The following is a 26,956-nucleotide window of genomic DNA, read 5'->3' as shown; positions in this document are numbered from 1 at the left end:
ACAAAAAAAGGAACAGCATCGTGATCAAGTTGAAGCTGGACAACGTGAACAAACAATTGGGCGGCGCACGCATTCTTCGCGACGTCAGCCTGGAAATCTCGGCAGGCGAATTCGTGGTCTTCGTCGGCCCTTCGGGCTGTGGAAAATCAACCCTGCTGCGGCTGATCGCCGGGCTGGATTCGATCTGTGGCGGCGACCTGCTGATCGACGGGCGCCGGGTCAACGACCTGGAGCCGCGCGAGCGTGGCGTCGGCATGGTGTTCCAGTCCTATGCGCTGTACCCGCACATGAGCGTCTACGACAACATCAGCTTTGGCCTCAAGCTGGCCAAGACCGAAAAGACCAGCCTGCGCGAGCGGGTGCTGAAAACCGCGCAGATCCTGCAATTGGACAAACTGCTGCAACGCAAGCCACGGGAACTGTCGGGCGGCCAGCGCCAGCGCGTGGCCATGGGCCGGGCCATGGCACGGGAGCCGGACATCCTGTTGTTCGACGAGCCACTGTCCAACCTCGACGCGTCCCTGCGCGTGCAGATGCGCAACGAAATCGCCCGGCTGCATGGGCGCTTGGGCTCGACCATGATCTACGTGACCCACGACCAGGTTGAAGCGATGACCCTGGCCGACAAGATTGTCGTGCTCAATGGCGGCCGCATCGAGCAGGTCGGTTCGCCACGGGAACTCTATGAGCGTCCGGCCAGCCGCTTTGTCGCCGGTTTCCTGGGCTCACCCAGGATGAATTTCCTTGCCGCGTTCCTGCATGCGCCAGGCGAAACCAGCCAGGTTGAAAGCCTGGTGCTGGGCATGACGTCCCTGCCCTTCGACAGCTCGGGGCTGGCTGCGAATACGCAACTGAGCCTGGGGATTCGTCCGGAACATATCACCCTCAAGGCGGCCCAGGGAACGGCCGGCATCGCGGTGAGCGGGGTCGAATACCTGGGGAGTGAAACCTATGTGCACCTCGACACCGGCCAGGACGACCCCATGGTCTGTCGCTGTGAGGTCAACGCCGGATGGCGAGTGGGCGATCGGGTCGAACTGCAACTGGATATCAACCATCTGCATGTGTTCGACACACACGGCACGGCGTTGAAACGCCATGCCATCGACAGCCTGCCCGAGGACGTCGCCCTGCGCCCGGCCCATGCGGGCGCCCTATGACTTTATCCTTGAATAGCCTGAGCAATCCGATGCCCGCCTCTCTCGAACATGCGCAGCAGGCCCTGCGTGATGGCCTGTCTCGCCTGATCCACGACTATCGACCCGACTATCATCTGGCCCCACCAACAGGTTGGATGAACGACCCTAACGGGGTGGTGTTTTTTCGGGGCGAGTACCACGTGTTCTACCAACACCACCCCTTCGACGCCAAATGGGGCCCGATGTACTGGGGCCATGCCAAGAGCGCCGACCTGGTTCATTGGCAACATCTGCCCATTGCCCTGGCACCGGGTGACGACTTCGACCGCGACGGCTGTTTTTCCGGTAGCGCGGTGGTATGTGGCGACACCCTGGCGCTGATCTACACCGGACACACTTGGCTGGGAGAGGTGGGTGACGAACGCCTGATCCGCCAGGTCCAGTGCCTGGCCACCAGTGTCGACGGCGTCCGCTTCGTCAAGCATGGCGCCGTCATCGAGGACGCGCCGCAAGCGGCGATCATGCACTTTCGCGACCCCAAGGTCTGGCAGGAGGATGGTTACTGGTACCTGATTGCCGGGGCGCGCCTGGGCGACACGCCGCTGCTACCGCTGTATCGCTCCACGGACCTGCGCGCCTGGGAGTTTCTCGATTACGTGTCCAGTGGTACTGACGGCGACGGCTACATGTGGGAATGCCCGGACCTGTTTCGCCTCGACGGGCGCGACGTACTGCTGTACTCCCCCCAAGGCATGCAACCGGCGGGTTACGAACGGCTGAACAAGTATCAGACCGGATATCGCATTGGCCACCTCGACAGCGAATGGCACTTCAGCGGCGGGCCGTTCATCGAGCTGGATAACGGCCATGATTTCTATGCCGCGCAAACCTTGGTGGCCGCTGATGGCCGGCGCCTGGTGTGGGCCTGGCTGGACATGTGGGAAAGCCCGATGCCGAGCCAGGCCCATCATTGGTGCGGCATGCTCGGTTTGCCGCGGGAGCTGGAACTGCAGGGCGATCGCCTCGGCGTGTTTCCGGCGCGGGAACTGGTTGCGCTGCGCCAGGCGCCGTTGCCGAGCATTGCGCCGTGGGGCGAGTCGGGCTGCCGCTGGGTACCGCAAGTGAGTGGCGACCGACTGGAGATCCATGTGCATCTGGACCTGCTCGATTGCACCGAAGGTCAGTTGGGCATCGCCTTGCGCTGCAGTGCCGATGAGCAGGAACAGACCCTGCTGTACTACGACGCGTCACTGCGACGCCTGGTGCTCGATCGCAGCCGCTCGGGTGCGCAAGTGAGCGGCCAGCGCAGCGTGCCGATAGAGCCGGCGCAAACGCAACTGCATCTGCGGGTGTTTCTCGATCGTTCCTCCATCGAGGTGTTTGAGCAAAGCGGCCGCTTCAGCCTCAGCAGTCGCCTCTATCCGCGGCCCGACAGCCTCGGGGTGAAGCTGTTGGCGAGCGGGACTGGCGGGCGCGTCGCCATTTCCAACGCCTGGCCACTGGCCTCGGGTTGGCTGTGAGTCGCGTCATTCGAGTCGCGAGAAGCCCGGGCGCTGTGTCATGATTCTGCGTCAACCTGACTGGCCGCACTTCGCATGACTTCCGTGAAAGACGTTGCACAGCTGGCCGGCGTATCCCTGATGACGGTTTCGCGCGCGCTCAACACGCCGGAAAAACTGAGCCCCGAGACCCTTCAGCGGGTACGCCGCGCCATCGATGAACTGCAATTCGTACCGAGCCTGTCGGCGCGCAGGATGCGCGGCGACAACTTGCAGGCGCGCACCATCGGTGTGTTCGCCCTGGACACCGCGACCACGCCGTTCGCCGTCGAGTTGCTGCTGTCCATCGAACAGACCGCGCAGCAGGCTGGCTGGAACGTCTTCATCCTCAACCTGCTGAGCAACCCGCCCACCGACCAGAACATCGACCTGATGCTGTCGCATCGCCCCGACGGATTGATCTTCAGTGCCATGGGGTTGCGCCAGGTGAGCATCCCCGAGCGACTCAAGAGCAAGCCGCTGGTACTCGCCAATTGCCTGGCCGATGACAGCCAACTGGTCAGCTACGTGCCGGATGATGAAGCCGGGCAGTACCGCGCCGTGCATCATGCCTTGAGCCAAGGCTATCGGCGCCCGCTGTGTATCAACTTGCCCAGGAAGAGTGTTGCCTGGAATCTGCGCCAACAAGGTCTGCAACGCGCCTGCCAGGCATTCGGGCTGGCGCCTGAAGCACTCCTGCAATACGACCTTTCCGATCACGATGCCTACGGTGAGACCGCCGCCATTCTCGACCGGCATATCGTCGACGGCCGTCCGCAATTCGACATCCTGGTCTGCGGCAACGACCGCATCGCCTTCTGCGCCTATCAACTGCTGTTGGGCCGCGGCTTGAAAATCCCTGATGATGTCGCAGTGCTGGGCTATGACAACATGATCGGCATCGCCGAACTGTTCATGCCGCCGCTGACCACGGTCCAACTGCCCTACTACGAGATCGGTCGCCAGGCGGCCCGGCACCTGATCGAGACCCTCGAACTGACGGGCGCCCAGCCGGTGGATTGCCCACTGGTGGTCAGGGCGTCGCTGTAAGGCCAATCGGTATCCGTCAAGGCTGCTGCGCGGGCGATGGCGGCAGTGATGCAATGATCCGGGCGCGGCAGATCTCGAGGATTTCATCAGCCAGGGCGGAATCGTCCGGGCAGGCCCGCGACAACATGATCGCGCCGACGACATGGGCCAACATGTCGAGCATTTTCGCCCTGACCTCTGCCTGCGGCGCGTCTTGCCCGGTCTCGTACCGACTCGCGAGCGCCGCCAGCATATTTTCGATGCCGCTGGAAAAAGTCGCCTTCAGCTCGGGCGATTGACGGGCAGCGTCCCCGCACAGTGCCGCCATGGTGCAACCACCGCCCGGGGCGTCACGGTGATCCCGGGACACGTAGAGATTGACGAACCCAGGCACATCGAGACCCGCGTTGTTGGTCAGCGATTGCGCAAGGCTGCGCGCGGCCGCTTCGGCCATCAGGTCGGCCTTGGAGCCGAAATGCTTGTAGAAACCGCCATGGGTGAACCCGGCGGCCGCCATCAGATCCGCAACACCCACGCCGTCAAAGCCTCGCTCGCGGAACAAGACAGACGCCGTCTCGACGATGTGCTCCCGATTTGCCTGGGCCTGGGCCTTGGTTACCCGCATTTTTTAACTCCTCGTGCTGCTCGAAAATCACGTTCACATCATACATAGATGTCGAACATAATCAAATTCATTGACAGCTTAGATTTCGATCATCATCCTAATGAAAAGCCGCGCTCACCTCGGCAGGTTGCACGCAATTCTTATCCAACCCACGGAAACAAGACGCCATGACCGATCAGAATCTGTTCACATCTCACAAGCTGGGTAGTCTCACGCTTTCCAACCGAGTGGTCCTGGCACCGCTGACACGTAACCGTGCGGGGCAAGGTTTTGTACCGAGCGAGTTCGCGGCCACTTACTACAGCCAGCGAGCGTCCGCCGGCCTGCTGATCTCCGAGGCCTCACAGATTTCCCAGCAGGGGCAGGGTTACCAGGACACCCCCGGGATCTACACACCGGCGCAGATCGACGGCTGGCGCAAGGTGACCGATGCCGTGCATGCCAAAGGCGGGCGGATCTTCCAGCAACTGTGGCATGTCGGGCGGGTTTCCCACGTCGACCTGCAAGCGAACGGCGCGGCGCCCGTGGCCCCCTCCGCCTTGCGTGCGGCGACCAAGGTGTTCGTCAACAACAGTTTCCAGGACGTTTCCGAACCGCGAGCGCTGGACATCAGCGAATTGCCCGGAATCGTCAACGATTTTCGCCAGGCGGCAGCGAACGCCATCGCGGCAGGATTTGACGGCGTAGAGATCCACGGCGCGAACGGCTATCTGCTGGACCAGTTCCTCAAGGACGGTGCCAACGTGCGCACCGATGCCTACGGTGGCTCGATTGAAAACCGTGCTCGCCTGCTGCTGGAAGTGACCGCGGCCGTCGTGAAAGAAGTCGGCGCCGAACGCACCGGCCTGCGCATTTCGCCTGTGTCGCCGGCCAATGGCGTGTCCAGCAGCGCGCCACAAGCCCAGTTCGACTACCTGGTCGACCAGCTCAACGCCCTGGACATCGTTTACCTGCACGTGGTCGAAGGCGCGACGGGCGGGCCGCGCGACGTTGCGCCCTTCGACTTCGCCGCGTTGCGCCAGCGCTTCAATAACACCTACATCGCCAACAACGGCTACGACCTGAACCTGGCCACTTCGCGACTCGCCGAAGACCAGGCTGACCTGATCGCCTTTGGCCGGCCGTTCATTGGCAACCCAGACCTGGTGGAGCGACTCAGAACCGGCTCGCCGCTGTCGGCGTTCAATCCCGCCACCCTCTACGGCGGCGGTGCGGCGGGCTACATCGACTACCCAACGCTCGCGCAATCCAGCGCGCGGTAACACTGCCCCGACCCCAACTGAGCGCCTGGACAACAGCGCGCGATTCACTCATCAATCCCTGAAGAAGAGAATCACCCATGGACACTCGCACAACCGTTCTCATCACTGGCGCCTCCACCGGCATCGGCGCAGTCTATGCCCAGCGCTTTGCGCAACGCGGCCACAATCTCGTCCTGGTGGCCCGCGACGGCGCGCGCCTGCAAGCCCTGGCCGCCAAGCTGCGCAGCGAACACACTGTTGCCGTCGACATTCTCCAGGCCGACCTGACCCAGATCAGCGACCTGACGACCGTCGAAGCCCGGCTGCGGGACGACGCCAGCATCGGTATCCTGGTCAACAACGCCGGCGCCGCCCAGTCCGGCACCTTCATCGAGCAGTCGACCGACAGCGTCGCGAACCTCGTGTCGCTCAATACCACCGCGCTGGTTCGATTGGCCAGCGCCATCGCCCCACGCCTGGTCAAGGCGGGTGACGGTGCGATCATCAACATCGGCTCCGTGGTCGGCCTGGCACCGGAATTCGGCATGTCGGTCTACGGCGCGACCAAGGCGTTCGTGCTGTTTCTCTCCCAAGGACTCAGCCTGGAACTGTCGCCTAAAGGCGTCTACGTGCAAGCCGTCCTGCCGGCCGCTACCCGTACCGAGATCTGGGAGCGCGCGGGCATCGATATCAACACCTTGAATGAAGTCATGGAAGTCGGTGACCTGGTCGACGCCGCGCTGGTCGGTTTTGACCGTCGCGAGCCGGTGACCATCCCGCCGCTGCAGGAAGAGGCACGCTGGGATGCCTTGCAGGCGGCGCGCCAAGGCCTGCTCGGGCAAATCAAGCAGTCCCATGTTGCCGAGCGCTATCAAGACCTGGCGTAATCATCGTTCAGCGGGCGCCAGCGCGAAGGACAGCGCTGGCATTCCTGGATGCCTGGCCGGGTGACCCGTCCGCAGCATCCCTTATGAGAGCAAAGCACCATGAAGGCATTTTTAATCGACCGCTACGCCAAGCACAGTGGCCGTATGGGCGACATACCGGCCCCAGCAGTGGCTGACCACGATGTTCTGGTCCGCGTGCATGCCGCCAGCGTCAACCTCCTGGACTCAAAGATCCGCAAAGGCGAATTCAAGCTGATCCTGCCCTACTCGTTTCCCTTGGTATTGGGGCATGACGTGGCCGGGGTCGTGATGCGGGTGGGATCCCGTGTCGAGCATTTCAAACCGGGGGATGAAGTCTATGCCCGCGTCCCGGACGGGCACATCGGCACCTTCGCCGAGCAGATTGCAGTGAACGAAAATGCCCTGGCCCTGAAACCCACGAACGTCAGCCAGGAGGAAGCCGCCGCCCTGCCCTTGGTCGCCCTGACGGCCTGGCAGGTGCTGGTTGAAACCGCCCAGGTAAAGAAAGGCCAAAAGGTGTTCATCCACGCCGGTTCAGGTGGCGTCGGCACCCTCGCTATCCAACTGGCCAAACACCTCGGCGCCTTCGTTGCGACCACCACCAGCACCGCCAATGTGCCTTGGGTCAAGGCGCTGGGAGCGGACGTTGTCATCGATTACAAACAGCAGGATTTCTCAAGCGTGCTGCAGGACTATGACGTCGTGTTGAACAGCTTGGGCGCCGATGAACTGGAGAAGTCGCTGAAGATCCTCAAACCCGGTGGCCAACTCATTTCCATCTCGGGACCACCCACCCCACAGTTCGCCCAGGCCCAGGGATTTTCCTGGCCGCTGCGGCTGATCATGGGCCTGCTGAGCAGTGGCATACGCCGCAAGGCGCGCCGAACGGGTGTGAGCTACGCCTTCGTGTTCATGCGCGCCAGTGGTCCTCAACTGCGCGAGATCGCCACCCTCGTCGAGTCCGGCAGCATCAAGCCGGTGGTTGACCGATCCTTCGCCTTCGACGCGACGGCCGATGCCCTGGATTATGTCGAGCAAGGACGGTCCAAGGGCAAGGTCGTCATCAAGATCCACTCAGGAATAGCCGATGAGTGAAACCCGTTTGCCTGCGCTCATCACCACACAGCAATATGCGAATCCGCCCGGGGTTCGGTCCCGCCGCACAGCACACCACTGACCGGGTCACGCAGGATGATCTGGCCACGCCCATAGTCGGTCAGGTCGCTGGCGATCTGCACCTCATGCCCCCGTCGCGCCAGGGCATTGGCCAGGTCCCGTGAAGCCCCGTGTTCGATCCCGACCTTCATGTCTCCCAGCCATTGCCAACGCGGTGCGTCCAAGGCCGCTTGCGGGTTGAGGCCGAAATCCACCAGGTTCATGACCATCTGCACATGCCCCTGGGGCTGCATGTAGCCGCCCATCACGCCGAAGGGGCCGAGGGCCTCGCCATTACGGGTAAGGAACCCGGGAATGATGGTGTGGAAGGTTTTCTTGCCCGGGGCCAGGCAGTTGGCGTGGCTCGGATCGAGGCTGAACTCCTGCCCGCGATTCTGCAGGGCGATTCCGCTGTCGGGCAGCACCACGCCGGAGCCGAACCCGTGGTAGTTGCTCTGGATGAACGAGACCATGTTGCCCTCCCCATCCGCGGTGGCCAGGTACACCGTGCCGCTGGCGTGGGGGTCGCCGGGCTTGGGCGGTTGGGCCTGTTCGCCGATCTGTCCGCGCCGGTGGGCGCTGTAGTCATCGCTGAGCAGGTCAGCCACCGCCACACGCATGTGCAGGGGGTCGGTGATGTAGTGCAGGCCGTCGCTGTAGGCCAACTTCATCGCTTCCAGTTGACGATGCCAGGTCTGCTGGCTGTCACGCTGATCGAAGTCGAAACCTTCCAGAATCTTCAGCGCCATCAAGGCCACCAGGCCCTGCCCGCTCGGCGGGATTTCCCAGACATCCACGCCTCGGTAATTGACGTGGATCGGGTCGACCCACTGGGCGCGATAATCCCTGAGGTCCGAGGCGCGCAGGTAGCCGCCGCTGGCCCGGGAGTGGGCATCCAGGCGCTCGGCCAACGCACCGCGATAGAGGCTTTCGCAGCCGGTGTCGGCCAATTCCTGGAGCGTGCGCGCCTGGGCCGGGTTGCGAAAAATCTCCCCGGCCCGTGGCGCCCGGCCTTCGATCAGGAAAGTCTCGAACCATGCCTCCAGGGCGGCATCGCGATGGGGCGTGAACTCGTTCAGCGCGATCTGCCATTGATGGGCAACCACCGGCGACAACGCAAAGCCGTCCCGGGCCAGGCTGATGGCCGGTTGCAGCAGCTCGGCAAAGGGCAGCTTGCCAAAGCGCTGCGACAACTGCGCCCAAGCCGATGGGCAGCCCGGGACGGTTACCGGTGTCCAGCCATGGATCGGCATCTGCCCATGACCGGCGGCCTTGACCGCCTCGATGCTCAAGGCCGCCGGCGCATGCCCGTTGCCGTTGAGGCCGTGTAGCTGGCCCTTGCACCAGACCAGGGCGAAGGCATCACCGCCGATGCCGCAGCCAGTGGGCTCCACCACCGTCAGCGCTGCTGCCGTGGCGATGGCGGCGTCGATGGCATTGCCGCCTTTTTGCATGATCTCGATGCCCGCTTGGGCCGCCAGGGGCTGGGACGCGGCGACCATGCCCCGACGGGCGAAAACGCTCTGGCGCTGGGATGGATAAGGGTATTCGTGGGCAGAAAATGTCAGCATGGCGAAGACTCTTCAATACGGGAATTGATTGACCGGACTCAGGGGGCTAGACAATCTTGCAGGGGTCATAGCACCCGGCTGAGGAAAGCCCGGGTCCGCGGGTGAATGGGGTGACAGAAGATCTGCTCCGGCGGACCTTGCTCGATAAGCTCGCCCTGGTCCAGGACCACCACACGGTCGGCCACTTCCCGGGCGAAGCCCATCTCGTGAGTCACCACGACCATGGTCATCCCCTCCTCGGCCAACTCCTTCATCACTTGCAGCACCTCGCCGACGGTCTCCGGGTCGAGGGCACTGGTGGGCTCGTCGAACAGCATGGCCTGGGGTTTCATGGCCAGGGCCCGGGCAATCGCCACCCGCTGTTGCTGGCCGCCGGAGAGCATCGACGGGTAGTGATCGGCCTTGTCCGCCAGGCCGACCCGCTCCAGCAACCCGCGGGCCTGTTCCAACGCAGCGGCACGCGACACCCCGAGCACCTGGATGGGCGCCTCGATGATGTTCTCCAGGGCGGTCATGTGGGGGAACAGGTTGAAGCGTTGGAACACCATGCCAATGTCCCGCCGCTGCCGGGCGATGTTGCGCTCCGACTCACGCACCAGGCTGCCGTCGGCCCGCTCGCGGTACCCCATGGCCCGGCCATTGACGCGGATGCGTCCGCCCTGGATGTCTTCCAACAGATTGATGCAACGAATGAAAGTGGTCTTGCCGGAGCCCGACGCACCGATCAGCACCACCACTTCGCCACGCCGCACTTGCAGGGAAATGCCCTTGAGAATCTGCAGCTCGCCGAAGGACTTGTGAACGTCCAGCGCCTCGATGATCAGCTCTTCGCTTTTATGCGCCATGGTTAACGTGCCCTCAGCAGGTTCAAGGTGCTGCGACCGAACATTCGCGTCGACGCCGGCGGTGGCGACGAAGGCCGATCCGATTGGCCGAAACGGGTCTCCAGCCAGCGCTGGAAAAAGCCCCACAACGTGGTCAGCAACAGGAAGTAGATCGCCACCACCAGGTACAGCTCGAACACCCGGAACGTCGCCGACGTGACCATCTGGGTACTGAGCAACAGTTCCTGGACGCCGATCACGCTGACCAGCGTGGTGTTCTTGAGCATCACATTGAACTCGTTGCCCAGCGGCGGAACGATGACCCGGAACGCCTGAGGCAGGACAATGCGGCGCATCAGTTTGGCGAAGGTCATGCCCAGGGAACGTCCGGCCTCGTATTGGCCCTTGTCCACCGCGCCGATGCCGGCGCGGATGATCTCGGCCATGTAGGCCCCCTCGTTGAGGCCCAGGGCAATGATCGCCGCCTGGATATTGCCGGGGATCACCAGGCCGAACAGGTCGATGTCTTCGAAGCGGAAAATCCCGCCGGCGGCCAGCGCGGTGTAGAGAAAGACGATCTGCACCAGCAACGGCGTGCCGCGCATCAGCCACACGTAAAAACGCACCGGCAAATGCAGCAAGGGGTTGCTCGACAACCGCAGCAACGCGGCGGCCAGCCCCAGGGCACAGCCCAGCAGCATCGCCAGCACACTGATCAGGCAGGTCAGCCAAAGCCCGGTGAGGTACACCCCACTGGGCTGCAGCAGGTACTGCCAGAACACATCCCAATTGAAATTCATCGATGGTTCACCTCAATCAAGTGTGTCACTGGCGACATGCCATTTGCCAAGCAGTTGGCTGTAGCTGCCATCGCTGCGCATATCGCCGATCACCTGCTGCACGGCGGCGGTCAGTTGCGGATCGTCCTTGCGAATGCCCAGGCCGGTGAGGATCCGGCTGAAGGCCGGCACGCCTTCCTCGAACAGGTCGGGCGCCATGGCCGCGTAGTAACCGGCGGTTTCCACGGTGGTACCGTAGGCGTCGACCTGGCTGATGCGCAGGGCCTGGAAGGCATCGGTGTCGGTGTTGTAGACCACCAGCTTCATCGCCGGCTTGCCGGCCTTGGCCAGGGTTTCGTTCTCGGCGTCGAGCAGGGTCTTGATGGTGGAACCGTTGAGCACCGCGACCTTGTGCCCGGAGAGATCCGGCAGTGTCTTGAGGCCCTTCGGATTGCCCTTGGGCACCACCACCGCCTGGCTGGAATACATGTAGTTGACGATGTCGATCACCTCGCGGCGCTCGGGCTTGTCAAACAGCTGATCGACGATCATGTCGCACTGGCGGGCCAGCAACGCGGGGAGCAATCCGGAAAAGGGAATGACCCGCCACTCCACCTTCTTGTCACCCAGGCGCTTGGCGATTTCCAGCCCCAGGTCAACGGTCAATCCCTTGGGTTTCTGCGCCTCGTCAAAAGACACCAGCGGCGGCGAATCCATGCCTGAGCAGTAGACGAGTTTGTCGACCTTGAGCAAACGCTCCGGGACAACGGGCGCGGCAACCGCCCACTGCGCACAGAAACCCAAGGATAAAGCGGCAACCAACAGGCGAGGCTTATGCATGACCAGACACTCCAGTTCAGTAGGTAACGGGCAGTACTCAAAGTCAGAACACGGGCAGGTTCGGGGCCTGCTCTCGTTATTTTTTCGATTGCAGGAACTCGATCAATTCAGGAACGGTGCCTTCGATGTGCCCACGCACCACCGCCTCGGCCTTCTCGGCATCGCCCGCACGCAGGGCATCGAGGATCAACATGTGCTCCTGACGCGCACTCAGGGGCTTTTCCACATGCTGCAGCCATAGGCGCATGGGCGCTTCGATCAGGGAATAAAGCGCGCTGATCTGCTTGAGCAGTCGCGGGCGACCGCTAAGGCTGCACAGGTACTCATGGAAGGCGCGATGGCGGCTGATCCACTCGGCACTTTCCTCGCGGTAGTCGTCCATCTCGTCCAGCAAGCGCTCCAAGGCGACCAACTGGCGCTCGCCAATTCGCGCTGTCGCGACACGGACCGCCAGGCCTTCCAGGGCGCTGCGCATTTCGAAGACTTCGTGCAGCTCATCGATGTCCAGGCCGCTGACAATCGCCCCGCGATTGGGCCGCAGGGTCACCAGGCCCTGAGCATCCAGACGGCGAAAGGCCTCGCGCACCGGCATCCGGCTCATGCCGATCTCGTTGGCAATGTCCTCGGCGATCAGCCGGTCGCCCTTGCGTAACCGACCGCCACAAATGGCATCGAGCAGGAAGTTGTAGGCCTCCTCCTCGGCGGTCATGGGCGGGCGTTCAGCGTATGTCGGAGCAAATTGCATGGCAGCACCTTCTGCATTTTTGTATCCAATTATCCATGGATTCAAAAAGGCAGAATGCGTGCCAACTTCTCACGCAATCGTGCAAGCGTTTGATTTGAAGGAATTTACCGAGGAAAAGTGACTGGCTGCCGTGAGCCCTGCCACAGGCCAGGCTGCAGCCGTTTGCTACCAAACAGCTCAGCGACTGCGCTTTATAGGTGAAGGATGGCGCTTCGGTAACACCCTAAACGGCGGCTCATCATGCCGGCGCCCTGAGCGTATCCGAAGGTGACTCGCCAAACAGCGCCCGATAATGGAACGCAAAATGGCTCAGGTGGAAAAACCCCATCTCCACGGCGATCTCACTGACGTTCTGCGCCGCCGCATGGGTCGTGATCAAACGGCGGCGCACGGCATTGAGCCGCAGGTTGCGCAGGTACTCCACCGGGCGCATCCCGGTCACCGCCTGGAAACTGTTCTGCAGGGTCCTGCGGCTGACCCGCAATTGCTCGCACAAGTCGAGAATGCTCAAGGGCACCTCGGCACTGGCGACGACCAGCTCCTGGCAACGCTTGACCAGGTAGGCACTGACGGCAAAATTGCCGCGTCGGCCACGCACCTCGTCCGAGGCGTGGCTGAACAGGTCGAGAAAGGCATTGAGCAGAACGTCTTCGAGGATCTTTTCCGAGGCGGGATTGACGGCGTCCGCCTGTTCCAAAAGACGACGAAACAGTGGGTGGATGCGTTGTTGCACGCGGCGCAGTACCACCTCATCCACGCTGACCTGGGACACGTTTTTCAAACGCTTGAGCTGTTCGCTCGACAGTTCGTAGGCCGCCAGCTTGGCGAACCGCACCGTGTCGACATTGGCCGCGAAGAAATGCATGCCCTCCGGGGCGTGCAAGACGAAGTCCTCGCCATCGCGCAACAACACGACGCTGTGGGCGCCCACCTGGTGCCCCTGGACCACCGGCGTACCGCCCAGCGACATGGCAATGCACAAGCGCCCTTTTGGCGCGCAACCGTGCTGCACCACGCGTTTATCCAGCACCTCCTGGAAGATCTGGAAACGTTCGGCGCACACCTGGCGCAGCTCGCTGGAAAGACATCCACGCCCGAGCTGGTCATAGACTTGTTGCCAGCCCAGGATCGAACCGGCGTGTTGCTGAGGATCATTGAAGGTACGGACTTCGGCGAACATGATCATTGTTCCTCGGTGGCGCTGTACTTAACCCTGATGCGTAAAGCTGCATAGAAACTGCATAGGAGCTGTGTAGGAGCTGTCGAGTGCAACGAGGCTGCGATCTTCCCCCAGACACTTGAATCCCAAGCGAAAGAAAAAAAGATCAAAAGATCAAAAGATCGCAGCCTTCGGCAGCTCCTACCGGAAAACCAAAGCCAGTTCCATGCCAAGCATGTACAACCGGTACTCGGAGGCCTTGATCTCCAACGGTGCCAACAAAGCGCCGGACAGCACCACCTGGCCCGCTTCAACGCACTGCCCGTCGGCCAGCAAGCGCCGGACCAGCCAGCACAGGTTGGCCTGGGGCGTGTCTTCGCGCGCCTGGGCATTGCCCTCGCCACAGGGCACCCCATCGCACGCCAAGCGATAGTTCAGGTGGGCCAATTGCTCGGGATGGAACCTGACCCGCGGCCCCAGGCAATACAGCCCCGCGGCGGCATTGTCGGCAAGAAACGCGCCGACGCCGAAACGCCAGCCCTGCCAGCGACAATCGGCAATTTCGAATGCCGGCGCGACTTCGGAGATGGCGGCGAGGATGTCCTCGTCGCTGTAGAAACCGGGCACCAGCGTACGCCCCAGGACAAACGCCAGCTCGATTTCCAACTTCGGCTGGATCAGCCGCGCAAGCGACACCCCATGGCCGGGTTCCACGACCATGGCATCGGTCAGTGCGCCCAATACCGGCTCATCAATACCGAAACGGTCCTGGGCGGCGCGGCCGGCGAAGGCCACTTTCCATCCGCTCAACCGCTCACCCCCGGCCTGGCGCCGACGCAGCGCCTCGCGCTGCAAGGTGTAGCCCGTCGGCAGGTCTACGGCCTGTGGTTCCAACGAAGGCAAGGCGTGCACGGTCTGCGCGGCATCGTGAAGCCGGACCAACAGATGATCTTCGCGCCTCATGAGAGTTGCTCCGCCAGTTTGCGCAACACGCCCTCGAGCCGCTCGGGTGTGGTGATCGCGGCAACGAACCGATCCGGCCGCACCACCACGACACAATCACGCACTTTGGAAAACCATTCGCCGAGGCGGTTGTCGACGTCCTCGACACAAATGGCCCCGCTGGCCGACAAGGGTTGGTTGCGCCCCACGCCACTGCGCGAGCGATTGATCTGGATGAAGCGCGTCTCCCAGCGCGCCCACCAGGCGGCGGTTTCTTCGCTGAGCTGTTCGTTCGGGTTGACCCGATACCCCAGCACTGCATAGGAATGCCCCAGCACCTCGTCCAGGCGTCGGCGCTGGCCCTGGGCATCTTCGATGGACGGTTGGATGAACAACTGCCCGACCAGATCATCCTCATGCAGCTCGGCGCGCTCGTGATACACCAGGCCCTTGGTGATGGTCGCCTTGGGTTTGAACTTGAATTCCAGCAAATGCGAACGCAGGTTGTCGACGCTGTTGACGGCCTGGAACAACCAGTCCCGTACACCCGCCATCAACGGGTTGGTCAGCCCCAGGACGGCGCCCATGTTGTCGGCCAACGCGATGAGATCGGTCGCATGCCCACGGCGCTCCTGGTCGTAGCTGGCCAGGATCGTCGGCGACGCCCGCCCTTGGAGAATCGCGGCGAGCTTCCAGCTGACGTTGGCCACATCACGCAAGCCCGAATTGAGCCCCTGCCCGGCCCAGGGCGGGGAAATATGCGCCGCGTCCCCCACCAATGCCACACGGCCCTGGACAAAGCGCGCCGCGACCCGGGAGTTGTGGGTGTAGGCGCGGATCCGGATGATTTCCAGTTGGTCGACCGCGTCGCCGATATGCCCACGGATCAAGTCCCGGATCGTCGCTTCTTCGCACATCCGGGTTTCGTCTTCGCCCTCAAGGAGCATGAACTCCCAGCGCCGCTGCTGATACGGCAGGTAGATACAGACGAAAGGTCGCTGGGGGTCGGCATGCAACGCCGTATAAGGTGCATCCAGGCTGTCGTTGGCCGTATCGATCACCACCCATTTGCGCGGATGGGTCAGCCCCAGCAGTTCGATGCCGAGTTTCTTGCGCACGCTGGAGCGTCCGCCATCGGCACCGATCACGTACTGCGCCTGCAGTTGATAGAGCTCGCCCCGGGCATCGCGCACCTGCAAGGTCACGCCCTCGGCATCCTGCTCCAGGTCGAGCATTTCATGGCCCTGGCGCAACTCGACACTGGCGTGTTTGCCCAACTGCTCGCGCAATGTCGTTTCAAGCAACTGTTGCATGAAGATGTTGCGCATCGGCCAGCCATAGTTCGCCGTGCTCGGCTTGACCTCGGCAAAACAGACGCCTCGCGCATTGTAGTAACGCAGGGGCACGTTGCAGATCATGTCGCGCGCGGCCAGCTCGGCGATGCCGATGCCCTGCAACACCCGCAGCGCCTCGTCATCCATGCCCACCGCGCGGGGATACGGCAGGACGCCGTCAGCCAATTCCAGGACGATGCAGTCGATACCGTACAGCCCCATGTAATGAGCGGCCGTGATCCCGTTCGGGCCGCCGCCCACGATGACAACCTGGGTCTTCTCCTGCTTCATCGTTATTCACCGCTTTGTTGTTGTGGTTTTAGGCATTGGTCGTGCAAGTAATCCATGACGACACGGTTGAACGTGTCCTCCTGGTCGTCATGGACATAATGGCTGGCGTCGGCGATTTGCGCTGTATGCACGCGTGGATTGGCCTCCTTCATGGCCTCCAGGGTCGCCTCGGGCAGAAAATCGGAACGCGCGCCACGGATGAACAGCGTCGGGCAATCCAGTGCCCGGACCGCCGGCCACAGATCGGTCGGGGTGATGCTCAGGCGCGCCTGGGCAATTCCGGCCTGATCATGACGCCAGCCGATGCCTGTCGGGGTTTCCTTCATCGAATGGGTCAACCTGGACGCCAGCCCCTGGGCGGACAGACCGGGACGTGAGCGGCGCCAGAATTGCGCGGCACTTTCCCAGTCGGGAAACGACAGGGGCGTCTGGTTCATTTCGCGACGGATGCGCTCGGCACCTTCGCCGCTGATCGACGAGCCGGGGCCGATGTCTTCGATCACCAGGGCTTGCAGACGTCCAGGATTGAGCCGGGCATACTCCAGCGCATTGGTGCCGCCGAGGGAATGCCCGACCAGGACGAAACGCTCCAGCCCCAGGTGCGTGACCCAATCTTCCAGATCGCTGACATAGGCTTCGGTCCGGTAGCTGGAAGCCTCTGCCCAATCGCTGTCGCCACGGCCGCGCTGGTCCAGGGCATGGCAACAGAATTGCTCGCCCAAAGCATTGGCCAGGGACGCCCAGGTCTGGGCATAGGCCCGCAGCCCATGCAGCAACAGCACGGGAATGCCTGACGCATTGCCCCACGACAAGTAGTGCAGGCGCATCCCCGAACGATTGGTGAAGAACTGGCTGTTTGCAGACATTCGTTGGCTTCCCACGTCAGCGCACCTCAATACAGGCCGTCATTGCCCTTGACGTCAGCGGCCTGCAGACCACCCAGACGTGCATGCAAACGCCCGCGCGTGGCGAAGGCCCAGATGATGATCAACTCGTCGGCCGAGGGACCATCGCCGAACGACAGGGAAATGCTGTCGTAATGGGAGCGTACATACAGCGCGTCCTTGTGGGCCAGCGGTACGTCGATGGTCACGCCAGGCCCGCCACGCTTGCCGGTGGAGGGCACCCAGGACTTGCCACCGCCCAATGCGACACGGATCGGATCCGCCGCCGGATTGGTCAGCAACGCATTGCCGTGCTCGTACTCGCCCTGGCTGCCCACCAGGCACGCCTTGCCGTAACTGACAATCTCACGCTCGCCGGCCAGGGCCTGGATACGCCGACCAAACTCCTGGCCCAGCAAGGGTGACGGCTCTATCAACTCGGCCAGGCTTTCGCTGAAACGTCCGGCATAAGGGTTGGCGATCACCGCCCCAATGGCGTACTTGAACAGCGGCTCGCCATCGGCCAACTGGCCGGTTTCGTTGGCCAGGGTTTCCTCGACGAAGCTGTACCATTTGCGGATGTGGTAACTGGCGAAATTTGCGGTTTTCATCAGACTTGCCTCTTTAAAGTGGGTCGAGATCGAAATGCCGGCTGGGGGCCCCAGCGGCCTTGAAGCGGGCCTTGCCGCGCTCGTCGTCGTGTTCGGACTCGAGGAAAAACTCCATGCGATTGCCATCGGGGTCGTTGAAGTACACGCCGTTGCCGATCTCGTGGTCAGTGATCTTCACCACCTCGACGCCCTTGTTCAGCAACATGCCGTAGAGCTTGCGCAGGGTGGTCATGTCGCCCGCGATCTCCAGCCCGTAGTGCTGCAAACCCAGGCCGCCCTGGTGAGCCCCGGGCTCTGCGCGGAGCAACGCGATGTCGTGATGCTTGGCACCAAACGCCATCATGATCCAGCTTTCACCCCGGGCGCTTTCATGCATGCCCAGCACATCGGCGTACCAACGGGCCGACACTTCCGGGTCGCTCACGAACAACGACAGGTGAGTACGAACGACTTCGACTTTCATCGCGCGATACCTCAGTTTTTCTTGATGATGGATTGATGCCCGGACTTGATTTGCGCCACGGCGGGCGTCCAGAGCACATCAGCGATTTCACTGAACTCACGCCACTGCTTCTGCCAGCCGTCACCGCCGTTCTCGGAAGTGAACAGATGCCCGTACTTGGTGCCGGCGACGATCTGGCGAGGGTCGGCAGGGTTCAAGGCAATCGCCCAGACACAGGAGTTGGGTTGTTGCGGCAGCGGCAGCACTTCCCAACTGAGGGCGGCATCCCGGGAAACCAGGACCTTGCTGGTCGTGCCTGGGGTGCCGTCGGAGATGCTCAGGTAGAGCGTATCCTCGCCGCCCAACGGTGCATTCATGGCGCGCACGTAATACAGACCGAAGGCTTCCCGGGCGACGATGCCGGTCCAGGTCTGCCCCTCGTCGAGGCTGCGGTAAACGGCGTTGACGCACACCACGACGATGACCTTTTGCCCATGGTTGGGCAGGACCACGATGTTGTGCACGTCCGAGTTGAAGTCCCACAACAAGCGATCATCGACACGGGTCCAGCTATCGCCCCCGTCGCGACTGTGGAACAACCCGCCCTCTTCCAGGCCGAACCAGAGCTGGTTGCGGTCCGTCGGATCGTAGGCGAAAGCCAGCAGGCGTGGACGACTGACGCCGTCGCAGAACTCCGGGATCTCCACGGGGGCGCGATCCCAGTGCTGGCCACCGTCGAGGGTGCGCCACAGCACGGCGCGCGAAGGCGCACCGGTGCCCACGAAAATACGCTGTGCATCCTGGGGATCCACCGCCACCTTCCAGACGGTCTGCCCGTTGAACGGCGAATCCACCCGCTGCCAATAGCCGCCGGTATCACGGCTGATGCACAGGCCGACGTCGGTGCCGGCATAGATCACCTCGGGCGTAGCCGGATGGAAACTCAGGGATCGGGTGATCGCATCGAATTCCAGGTCCTGGCCCAGGCCCAGGCGATGCCAGGTACGGCCATCGTCGGCGCTGCGGATCACCGCTTGCCCTACGGTGGCAACCAAAAGGGTTCCGTTACTCATCACTGCTGCTCCTCAAATGAAGATGCCACGGGTCAAGCCGCCGTCGATGCCAATGGATTCCCCGGTCACGGCGCCCGCCTTGGGGGATGCGAGGAAACCGATCAGCCAGCCCATTTCGATGGGCGCCAGGGTGCGCCGGATCGGCGTCGCGTCGATGTAGCCCTGCTCCACCTGCTCAGGCGTCTTGCCCTGCTTGACCCCTTCGCGCTCGTACAGCTCCTGGATGTGCGGGGTGTCGACCACACCGGGGTGGATCAGGTTGACGGTGATGCCGGAAGGGCCCAGTTGGTCGGAGAGCGTCTTGGTCATGTGGGCGATGGCCAGGTTGCGCATGCCCGAGAGCACCTTGCTGCCACGCCCGGTCAAGCCACCGATGTTGATGATGCGACCGAAGCCACCGGCCTTCATGTGCGGGGTCACCGCCTTGGCGCAACGGAAATAGCCGATCACCTTGGTGTTGAGGTCCGAGAGCAACTCGTCGTCGCCGGCATGTTCGATGTCATTGCGCACCACGCCGGACGGTGCCGCAGCGCCGTTGACCAGGATGTCGATGCGGCCAAAGTGCTTGTGGGCTGCCTCGACCATGTCGGACACCGCCGACATCTGGTTGGTGTCACAGTACAGCGGCAGCACTTCGTTGCCGGTCTCGGCGGTGATTTCCTCGGCGGCTTGCTGGAGAAACTCCATGCGTCGCGCACAGATCACTACCTTGCAACCTTCCTGGGACAAAAAGCGCGCGACTTCCTTGCCGATGCCCATACCGCCGCCGGTGACGATCGCCACGCGGCCTTGCAATTCCAGATCCATAGCAGTTCCTCTTGTGATTATTCGGTTCAGGCCAGATCGACGAAGACACTTTTGGTTTCGGTGTAGGCATCGATCACGTTCTTACCCATTTCCCGACCCCAGCCGGATTGCTTGTAGCCGCCAAATGGCGAGGCCGGGTCGACGACGTTCCAGCAGTTGATCCACACCGAACCGGCCTTCAACTGCGCCGCCACGCGATGGGCGGAGCGCAAGTCACGGGTCCAGAGACCCGCCGCCAGGCCGTAAGGCGAGTCGTTGGCACGCAGCACCAGTTCATCGATTTCGGTCCAGCTCATGACGGTCAGTACCGGGCCGAAGATTTCTTCCCGGGCGACACAGGCGCGCTCGGCGCGGTCGAGAAACACGCTGGGGCGGATGAAATGACCGCGCTCCAGGTGGGCCGGCCGATCACCGCCGCAGATCAGTTCGGCGCCCTCTTCCTGGCCCCGTTGCAGGTAGCCACGCACCGTGCCCAATTGCCGGGCCGAAACCAGCGGGCCCATGCTGCTGTCCGGATCCAGGCCTGGCCCCAATACATGGGCGGCCGCGTGGTGCTGGAGTTCTTCAAGCACCTGGTCGAGAACGCTGGCGTGCACATACAGACGCGATCCGGCGGTGCAAACCTGGCCCTGGTTGTAGAAAATGCCATCGGCGGCGCCTTTGGCGGCCCGGACAATGTCGGCGTCCGGCAGGATGATGTTGGGGGACTTGCCCCCCAGTTCCAGGGAGACCTTCTTCATGTTGCCAGTGGCCGCCTGGGCGATCAGTCGTCCCACCTGGGTCGAGCCGGTGAAGGCGATCTTGTCCACGTCCGGGTGCTGGGCCAGCGGTGCACCGGTCTGCGCACCCAGGCCAGTGAGCAGGTTGACCACCCCGGCCGGGAAACCGGCGGCCTCGATCAACTGCACCAGGCGAATGGCAACCAGGGGCGTCTGCTCGGCGGGCTTGAGCACCGCGACACAACCGGTCGCCAGCACCGGGCCGAGTTTCCACACGCACATGGTCAGCGGGAAGTTCCACGGTACGATCAACGCGCAGACGCCCACCGGCTCGCGCAAGGTGTAATTGAGCATCGGCGCGCCACTGGAGGGCGACACCGGCAGCGTGCTGCCTTCGATCTTGGTCGGCCAACCGGCGAAGTAACGAATGATATTGGCCGCACTGGCCGCTTCGCCCCGGGCCGCACCGATCGGCTTGCCGTTTTCCAGGGTGATCAGTTGCGCCAGCTCTTCGCGATGCTGGTCGAGCAGTTCCGCCAGGCGAAACAGCAGCAACCCGCGCTGGGCCGGGGACTGCTGTGCCCAGGTCCCCGTGAAGGCCGCGCGGGCGGCAGCGACGGCGGCATCCACGTCACGTTCGCCACCTTCGGCGACTTCAGCCAGGGTGTGTTCAGTGGCCGGGTTTTCCACGGCAAACCGGCGACCATTGGCGGCGTCCTGCCAAGTGCCGCCAATAAACAGACGCCCCGGTTGCGACAGGAACTTCTCGACCGCAGGTAACAATTGAATCGGGTTCATATCCGCTCCTTCACAGCGCCATTTCGATCAGGCAAGGACCACCGTCGGCCTTGGCGTTGGCCAAGGCGCGTTGCAACTCACCGTTGGTGTGCACAGTGCTGGCCGGCAAGCCGTAGCCCTTGGCCAGGGCCTTCCAATCGATGCGTGGACGGTCCAGCACCGTCAGGCTCAGGGCCTCGGGGCCCAGCTCGGTCATGCCGAAGCGGCGCAGCTCGTTCTGCAGGATGGCGTAGCGGTGGTTGGCCGCGATCAGGATCACCACCGGCAGTTGCTCGCGGGCGATGCTCCATAAGGTCTGGATGGTGTACTGGGCACTGCCGTCCGATTGCAGGCAGAACACCTTGTTGCCACGCTCGGCCATGGCGGCGCCAAAGCCCACCGGGATGCCCTGGCCGATGGCCCCACCGGTGTTGGTCAAGACCCGATGCCGTGCGGCATGGGCCGAAGCGGTGAAGAACGGATAGCCGCACGTGCCGCCTTCCACCGAAACGATGCAGTCGTCCGGCAACGATGCGGCCAGCACCTGGCCCACCGATTGCGGTGTCAACGTGGCTTCGCCGGGCGGCAGTTCGATACCGGTTGGCGTAAGCACGTAAGCCGGCGCCTCAAGCGCATCGGCCAGCGCAGTGAGCGCCCCGGCAACGTCGTCCCCCACCTCGGCCAGACACAGCAGGCGTTCACGCTCTGCCAGCCGGGAGGCAATGCCTTCGTAGCCGAAGTAACTGATGGGCTCGGGGACGCCGGCACAGACCACCGCGTCGTATTGGTCAAGGATCTCGATGGCCACTTCGGGGAAGTAAGGCAGGCGATCCAGGTCTGGCAGGCCACCGCCGCGATAACTCAGGCGCGGAAAGGTTTCGGCGAACAGGCGCACGCCCGGCAGTTGCGCCAGGCGCCCCGCCGCTTCCAGGCCGGCGACGGACAAGCCTTGGTCGCCGACGATAAACACCAGGCGCCGACCATCGCGCAATGCCTGGGCGACCGCCTCGACCCGGTCACCGGCAAAACGCCGGACCGGAGCCTGCAATGCCGTGAAGGCTTTCTCGTGCTGCACGGTGTTGGCTTGCAGGTCCATCGGCAGAATCAGGCTGGCGATCTGGCCGTTGGCTTGCCAGGCGGCACGCACCGCCTCCTGGAAATCTTCACCGACGCCCGACGCCGTGCGCGAGGTCCGTACCCACTTGGAAACGCTGCCGGCCAAGGCCTGGATGTCACTGGCCAGCGGTGGATCGTAATTGACGTGCCAGGACGCATGATCGCCGATGACGTTGACGATCGGGGTGTTGGCGCGACGGGCGTTGTGCAGGTTGGCAATGCCATTGGCAAAGCCTGGGCCGAGGTGAGTCAGGGTCATCGCCGGCTTGCCGGCAATCCGGCCGTAGCCGTCCGCCGCACCGGTGCATACCCCTTCGAACAAGGACAACACCGGCTTGAGGGCTGGCGCGCTGGCCATGGCTGCCACCAGGGGAATTTCAGTCGTTCCGGGATTGGCGAAGCAGTATTCGATACCGCTTGCCACCGCCGCCTTCACTATCAGTTGCGCACCATTCATTTCCAGCCCTCTTCATCGAGCGTTTGCAGTGGCTGAGATTTATCACACAGCACAATCGACAAAACAAGCTATTTTTATGCATTAAAATCATATTTTGAGATTAATGCATATTTTATGAGAGTAAACGACTGGAAATCCGCTTGTATTTCTCAAGCATTGAGTTACCGTGATAACGCGCTCCTGAGCGAGCGCGCGGGCTTTTCATCAGCGCCGCGGCTACCTATAGTGCTCACCCAACGACCCCCTACGCGCCATTCCCCCTTTAGGAGCGAAATGAGCAGTCTGAGCAAAATGCTGAGTGTGCTGGACCTTTTCGGCCCGGCCACATTGAAGATCGACCCCGAGACCATCGCCGAGCGCATGGGCCTCTCACGGGCGACCGTGTACCGCTACGTCAAGGACTTGTGCGATGCCGGCCTGCTGGTGCGGGTGGATGCCGGCAGCTACGGCCTGGGGCCACGCATCATTGAGCTGGACTGGATGATGCGGCAGTACGACCCGATCCTCGTGGCAGGCCGCGAGTTGATGCACGAGCTGTCCGACGCCACTGGCCTGGCGGTGTTCGCCAGCGTTTTCTACGACGGCCGCATCATCAACACCTACATCGCCGAACCCAGTGACACCTACCAGTTCTCATTCGGCCGCGGCCAACCACTGCCGTTTTTTCGTGGTGCGCAATCCAAGGTATTGATCGCCTTCCAAAAGGGTCGGCGCCTGCAACGCCTGTTCGAAGAACACCTGGCCAACGACCCCGACAGCGGCCATGACTGGGCAAGCTTTTCCAAGGCCACGAAAAAAATCCGCAAGGATGGCTATTGCATGACCCACGACGAACTCAACCTGGGCCTCACCGGTATCGCGGCGCCGATCGTCAACCCGGAGCTCGACGAGGTGGTGGGCAGCCTTTCGGCCGTGGGCAGCACCCACAGCTTCAAACTGCTGCGCCAGGAAACCGTGGTTGAAATGGTGATGGATACGACCCGGCGGATTGCCGAGCGGATGCAGCATCCGCCTGCGGTCAGCTAAACAACAGAGACACTGCTCACTCAAGAAAAACGATCCCCCTGTGGCGAGGGAGCTTGCTCCCGCTGGACTGCGCAGCAGGCCCAAAGAGAGGGGCCGCTGCGCGACCCAGCGGGAGCAAGCTCCCTCGCCACAAGGTTTTATCGAACAACTCCTGCCTCAGAACGGCACGGCCACCGTCACCTGGCTGTACACGTTGGTGCCATTGCCCGTCACTTGATTGCCCCCCGTCGTCGCATCCCGATCCGGCTTGTAGAGGCCGATCAGTGGGGTGACGATCAAATGCTCGTTGACGGCCCACTCGGCATACACATCCAGCTCACGGGCATCCAGGTTCAGGGCGTTGTCTTTACGTACGGTGTTGTAATCGAAGTACAACGCACCGAGGGTCAGGTTCTCCAGCGGTGTGGCTGTCAGGCCGACATGATGAATGCCCGTATTGCTGTTGAAGGGCCCGGCATAATTGCCCGCGACTTCACCCTGGAACCACGTGCCATAACCCGTGCTCTGCCCGGTGAACAGCGAATCCCACTTCTGCGAATAGCGGCTGTAGCGGTACGTCAGCTTGGGCGCCCAGGCGAGATCGGCAAATCTATAGCCGGCCTCGGCGTACCAGGCGTTCTGCGGGCCGGCGTCCTTGTCCTGCCAGGCGTATTCGAATGCCAGGCTGACGTTCTCGATGCCCGCGTCGCCTTCACCACGAATGCTGTAGACGTCCATGCCCTTGCGTTGCTTCTGGAAAGCGCTGGCCCACTGGTCGCTCACATCAAGGCCATGGATCCAGGTCAAGCCCAAGGTCCCGGCCTTGGCGGTGTAGTCCAGCGTGCCAGCGGCCAGTTCGGTTTCGGCCTGGGCACGGTTGTCGGACTTGAGCCAGACCGCACTGCCATGCAGCCCCTCCTGCCCGCCCAGACGCAATACAGCGGTCTGATCGAACGCATGCCGGGCGGCCAGGTAATAGGCACCCCCGCGATTCAAGCGCCCATCGGCAGGCCCTTTACCCAGGTTCGGCCCATCATCGTTGATCAAGAATCCCCTGCCCAGCTTGACCACCTGGCGACCGCCGGAGATATCGACACCGTCCTGCCCCAACACAGGGAACAGATCGGCGGAGCGCCAGCCCAGGTAAGCGTCTTCGATCTTCGTCGTACGCTCGCTGCCCAGTGTATTGCCGGCCGCGTCGCCATCGCCCCAGGTGGCGGAACTGACCAGGCTGAACGCACCGTAGGCGGTGCCACGGCCGGCCAGGCCCTGGTCGCCGCTGACGCCATACTTGATAAAGCCTTCGCGCCAGGTTGAACCGCCGGCCCTGCCGTCGTAGTTCTTGCGGCTGTTGAAATGGCCGAACACCGCCAGCATGTCGGCGTTGAAGTGAGTGTCGTCATCGGCATACAACTCATAGGCCTGGACCTGACTCGCGGCGCAGAGCGCCAGCGTACAGGCAAGGCCACTGCCGAAAAATTCCATACGCGATAGGTTCCGCATGGCGGGAGCTCCTTGTGGTGCGCCTTCAAAGGCTGTCTTTATATTCAGGAGCCGGCGCAGCACGCTGCGCCGGCGGGTCGGGCTAGCGGCAGTCGGCGAGCGCGCCGTCCAACGCACCAACCATCATGGCGGCCTCATCGGAGGTGAGGGTCAGCGGTGGCGACATCACGATTTTGTTGCCTATCGGGCGCACCAGTACGCCGGCGCGGCGCGCTTGCTCGGCGATACGCGAGGCCAGGCCGTTGGCCGGGTCCAGCGGCTCGCGGGTGACCTTGTCCGCCACCAGGTCCACGGCAATCATCAAGCCCTTGCCGCGCACTTCGCCCACCACCGCATAACGTTCGGTCAGCGGCTGCAGTTGCTCCAGCAATTGGGCACCGACTTTCCCGGCATTGCCCGGCAAGTCCTCGGCTTCGACGATGTCCAGCACCGCCAGGGCCGCCGCACATGCCGTCGGGTGGCCGCTGTAGGTGTAACCGTGCATGATCACACTGCTGAAACCCGGACCGTTCTCGATGGCATCGGCGATACGCTGGTTGAATACCGTCGCGCCCATGGGGATGTAGCCGGCGGTGATACCCTTGGCCAGGCACAGCACGTCGGGCGCGACGCCCCAGCCCCGACTGCCGAGCATGCAGCCGGTGCGGCCGAACCCCGTGACCACTTCATCGGCGATCAACAAGATGCCGTGGCGATCACAGACTTCACGCAGCCTTTTCCAGTCATACCTCGGCGGCACGATCACACCACCGGCACCTTGCACCGGCTCGGCGATCAACGCGGCAATGGTCTGCGGCCCCAGCAGCGCGATCTGGTCTTCCAACTGGCGAATGCAGTGAGCGGTCAATTCCTCCGGATCGCGGCAGTCCCAGGGATTGCGGTACAGCCACGGCGTATCGAGCAGATGACAACCGGCCAACAGCGGCCCGTGGTTGTAGTGATAGACCCCGTTGCCGCCCACGGAGGTGCCGCCCACGTGCACGCCATGGTAGCCATTGCGCAACGACAGGAAACGCGTGCGCCCTGGCTCGCCGCTGGCGATCCAGTATTGACGGGCCATTTTCAGGGCCGTCTCGACCGCATCGGAACCGCCGGAACTGAATAGCACCCGCGCCATGTTTTCCTGGGCGAACATCGACGTCAGCCGCTCGGCCAGGTCGAACACCCGCGGATGGGCGATGCCGTCGAAGGTCTGGTAATAGGCCAATTCGTCCAGTTGCGCGGCGATGGCCGCCTTCACCGAGGGCCGGTTATGGCCCACGTTCACGTTCCAGAGGCCGCCCACACCATCGAGCATGCGATGGCCCTCGATATCGGTGATGTAGTTGCCGTCGCCACGGGCGATGATCAACGTCTTGGAGCGGTTGGCTGGCGCCGAAGAACTCATCGGGTGCCAGAACTTCTTCTGCGCTGTCTTGTAGTGCTCGTACATGGTTGCAGTC

General features: G+C 62.8%; 26 protein-coding genes. 8 read left to right on the top strand and 18 right to left on the bottom strand.

The genetic code is table 11. The features are described 5' to 3' along the window. Window positions 1–20 precede the first annotated feature (20 nt). The 3 genes from IB266_RS07520 (at window position 21) to IB266_RS07510 (ending at window position 3,727) form a co-directional block, all read left to right on the top strand. Window positions 21–1,160, top strand: a complete 1,140-nt coding sequence (locus IB266_RS07520; RefSeq protein ID WP_192260762.1) for an ABC transporter ATP-binding protein — start codon at window positions 21–23, stop codon at window positions 1,158–1,160. After that, the gene (locus tag IB266_RS07515; protein ID WP_192260761.1) at window positions 1,157–2,659 is read left to right on the top strand and encodes a glycoside hydrolase family 32 protein; all 1,503 of its coding nucleotides are present in this window, start codon (window positions 1,157–1,159) and stop codon (window positions 2,657–2,659) included. Before IB266_RS07520 ends, IB266_RS07515 begins: the two co-directional genes overlap by 4 nt. A 75-nt stretch (window positions 2,660–2,734) precedes the next feature. Continuing rightward, window positions 2,735–3,727: a LacI family DNA-binding transcriptional regulator gene (locus IB266_RS07510; protein ID WP_103308337.1), complete on the top strand. Its 993-nt coding sequence runs from the start codon at window positions 2,735–2,737 to the stop codon at window positions 3,725–3,727. A 16-nt stretch (window positions 3,728–3,743) separates the two neighbouring features. Here the strand turns inward: IB266_RS07510 and IB266_RS07505 are convergent, their stop codons facing one another. Continuing rightward, entirely contained in the window at window positions 3,744–4,331 is a 588-nt protein-coding gene (locus IB266_RS07505; RefSeq protein WP_192260760.1) for a TetR/AcrR family transcriptional regulator, read from the bottom strand. A gap of 167 nt (window positions 4,332–4,498) precedes the next feature. On the opposite strand from IB266_RS07505, the gene IB266_RS07500 reads away from it, so the two are divergent. The 3 genes from IB266_RS07500 (at window position 4,499) to IB266_RS07490 (ending at window position 7,575) form a co-directional block, all read left to right on the top strand. Next, entirely contained in the window at window positions 4,499–5,593 is a 1,095-nt protein-coding gene (locus tag IB266_RS07500) for an alkene reductase (RefSeq protein WP_192260759.1), read from the top strand. A gap of 77 nt (window positions 5,594–5,670) precedes the next feature. Continuing rightward, window positions 5,671–6,459: an SDR family NAD(P)-dependent oxidoreductase gene (locus IB266_RS07495; RefSeq protein WP_192260758.1), complete on the top strand. Its 789-nt coding sequence runs from the start codon at window positions 5,671–5,673 to the stop codon at window positions 6,457–6,459. A 99-nt stretch (window positions 6,460–6,558) separates the two neighbouring features. Continuing rightward, window positions 6,559–7,575: an NADP-dependent oxidoreductase gene (locus IB266_RS07490; protein ID WP_192260757.1), complete on the top strand. Its 1,017-nt coding sequence runs from the start codon at window positions 6,559–6,561 to the stop codon at window positions 7,573–7,575. Between the two features lie 20 nt (window positions 7,576–7,595). Here IB266_RS07490 and IB266_RS07485 read toward each other — a convergent pair whose 3' ends face one another. The 5 genes from IB266_RS07485 to IB266_RS07465 all read right to left on the bottom strand — a co-directional run bounded on the left by IB266_RS07485 (window position 7,596) and on the right by IB266_RS07465 (window position 12,394). After that, window positions 7,596–9,206, bottom strand: coding sequence for a gamma-glutamyltransferase family protein (locus IB266_RS07485; RefSeq protein ID WP_192260756.1), 1,611 nt, complete (start codon window positions 9,204–9,206; stop codon window positions 7,596–7,598). A gap of 65 nt (window positions 9,207–9,271) precedes the next feature. Then, a complete protein-coding gene (locus IB266_RS07480; protein WP_192260755.1) occupies window positions 9,272–10,051 on the bottom strand; it encodes an amino acid ABC transporter ATP-binding protein in 780 nt (259 codons plus the stop codon). A gap of 2 nt (window positions 10,052–10,053) precedes the next feature. Beyond that, a complete protein-coding gene (locus IB266_RS07475; RefSeq protein ID WP_060742708.1) occupies window positions 10,054–10,830 on the bottom strand; it encodes an amino acid ABC transporter permease in 777 nt (258 codons plus the stop codon). Window positions 10,831–10,842: 12 nt separating this feature from the next. Next, window positions 10,843–11,649: an ABC transporter substrate-binding protein gene (locus tag IB266_RS07470; RefSeq protein WP_092165517.1), complete on the bottom strand. Its 807-nt coding sequence runs from the start codon at window positions 11,647–11,649 to the stop codon at window positions 10,843–10,845. A 76-nt stretch (window positions 11,650–11,725) separates the two neighbouring features. Beyond that, window positions 11,726–12,394, bottom strand: a complete 669-nt coding sequence (locus tag IB266_RS07465) for a GntR family transcriptional regulator (RefSeq protein WP_192260754.1) — start codon at window positions 12,392–12,394, stop codon at window positions 11,726–11,728. Here IB266_RS07465 and IB266_RS30865 point away from each other — a divergent pair. Further along, window positions 12,393–12,515 carry a hypothetical protein gene (locus IB266_RS30865; protein WP_257720542.1) on the top strand — a complete coding sequence of 41 codons (123 nt, stop codon included), beginning with the start codon at window positions 12,393–12,395 and terminating at the stop codon, window positions 12,513–12,515. The two genes, IB266_RS07465 and IB266_RS30865, sit on opposite strands and share 2 nt — an antisense overlap. A 117-nt stretch (window positions 12,516–12,632) precedes the next feature. On the opposite strand, the gene IB266_RS07460 is transcribed toward IB266_RS30865, so the two are convergent. The 10 genes from IB266_RS07460 to IB266_RS07415 all read right to left on the bottom strand — a co-directional run bounded on the left by IB266_RS07460 (window position 12,633) and on the right by IB266_RS07415 (window position 23,006). Then, window positions 12,633–13,574, bottom strand: coding sequence for a helix-turn-helix domain-containing protein (locus IB266_RS07460; RefSeq protein ID WP_192260753.1), 942 nt, complete (start codon window positions 13,572–13,574; stop codon window positions 12,633–12,635). Window positions 13,575–13,754: 180 nt separating this feature from the next. Next, a complete protein-coding gene (locus IB266_RS07455; RefSeq protein WP_192260752.1) occupies window positions 13,755–14,516 on the bottom strand; it encodes a 2-keto-4-pentenoate hydratase in 762 nt (253 codons plus the stop codon). Next, window positions 14,513–16,120: a bifunctional 3-(3-hydroxy-phenyl)propionate/3-hydroxycinnamic acid hydroxylase gene (locus IB266_RS07450; RefSeq protein ID WP_192260751.1), complete on the bottom strand. Its 1,608-nt coding sequence runs from the start codon at window positions 16,118–16,120 to the stop codon at window positions 14,513–14,515. The genes IB266_RS07455 and IB266_RS07450 overlap by 4 nt, the downstream gene beginning before the upstream one ends. Before the next feature lie 2 nt (window positions 16,121–16,122). Next, the gene (locus tag IB266_RS07445) at window positions 16,123–16,986 is read right to left on the bottom strand and encodes an alpha/beta fold hydrolase (RefSeq protein WP_192260750.1); all 864 of its coding nucleotides are present in this window, start codon (window positions 16,984–16,986) and stop codon (window positions 16,123–16,125) included. A 26-nt stretch (window positions 16,987–17,012) separates the two neighbouring features. Beyond that, window positions 17,013–17,615: an amino acid synthesis family protein gene (locus IB266_RS07440; protein WP_060742715.1), complete on the bottom strand. Its 603-nt coding sequence runs from the start codon at window positions 17,613–17,615 to the stop codon at window positions 17,013–17,015. Window positions 17,616–17,628: 13 nt separating this feature from the next. Beyond that, a complete protein-coding gene (locus IB266_RS07435) occupies window positions 17,629–18,078 on the bottom strand; it encodes a VOC family protein (protein WP_060742716.1) in 450 nt (149 codons plus the stop codon). A gap of 11 nt (window positions 18,079–18,089) precedes the next feature. After that, the gene (locus IB266_RS07430) at window positions 18,090–19,130 is read right to left on the bottom strand and encodes a VPS10 domain-containing protein (RefSeq protein WP_192260749.1); all 1,041 of its coding nucleotides are present in this window, start codon (window positions 19,128–19,130) and stop codon (window positions 18,090–18,092) included. Between the two features lie 12 nt (window positions 19,131–19,142). Then, window positions 19,143–19,937 carry an SDR family NAD(P)-dependent oxidoreductase gene (locus tag IB266_RS07425; RefSeq protein WP_060742718.1) on the bottom strand — a complete coding sequence of 265 codons (795 nt, stop codon included), beginning with the start codon at window positions 19,935–19,937 and terminating at the stop codon, window positions 19,143–19,145. A gap of 26 nt (window positions 19,938–19,963) precedes the next feature. Continuing rightward, window positions 19,964–21,454: an aldehyde dehydrogenase family protein gene (locus IB266_RS07420; protein ID WP_192260748.1), complete on the bottom strand. Its 1,491-nt coding sequence runs from the start codon at window positions 21,452–21,454 to the stop codon at window positions 19,964–19,966. 10 nt (window positions 21,455–21,464) lie between these two features. Further along, a complete protein-coding gene (locus IB266_RS07415; RefSeq protein ID WP_192260747.1) occupies window positions 21,465–23,006 on the bottom strand; it encodes an acetolactate synthase large subunit in 1,542 nt (513 codons plus the stop codon). Between the two features lie 273 nt (window positions 23,007–23,279). Between IB266_RS07415 and IB266_RS07410 the strand changes: the two genes are divergently transcribed. Continuing rightward, window positions 23,280–24,032: an IclR family transcriptional regulator gene (locus IB266_RS07410; protein ID WP_072410000.1), complete on the top strand. Its 753-nt coding sequence runs from the start codon at window positions 23,280–23,282 to the stop codon at window positions 24,030–24,032. A 156-nt stretch (window positions 24,033–24,188) separates the two neighbouring features. Here the strand turns inward: IB266_RS07410 and IB266_RS07405 are convergent, their stop codons facing one another. Together IB266_RS07405 and IB266_RS07400 are read right to left on the bottom strand one after the other, a co-directional pair. Next, a complete protein-coding gene (locus IB266_RS07405) occupies window positions 24,189–25,514 on the bottom strand; it encodes a hypothetical protein (RefSeq protein ID WP_192260746.1) in 1,326 nt (441 codons plus the stop codon). 82 nt (window positions 25,515–25,596) lie between these two features. Beyond that, window positions 25,597–26,946, bottom strand: coding sequence for an aminotransferase class III-fold pyridoxal phosphate-dependent enzyme (locus IB266_RS07400; RefSeq protein WP_192260745.1), 1,350 nt, complete (start codon window positions 26,944–26,946; stop codon window positions 25,597–25,599). Window positions 26,947–26,956: the final 10 nt, after the last annotated feature.

It is taken from the genome of Pseudomonas sp. Pdm06, assembly GCF_014851795.1.
Lineage (GTDB): Bacteria > Pseudomonadota > Gammaproteobacteria > Pseudomonadales > Pseudomonadaceae > Aquipseudomonas > Aquipseudomonas fluorescens_AA.
This window is presented reverse-complemented; position numbering and strand designations above follow the sequence as displayed.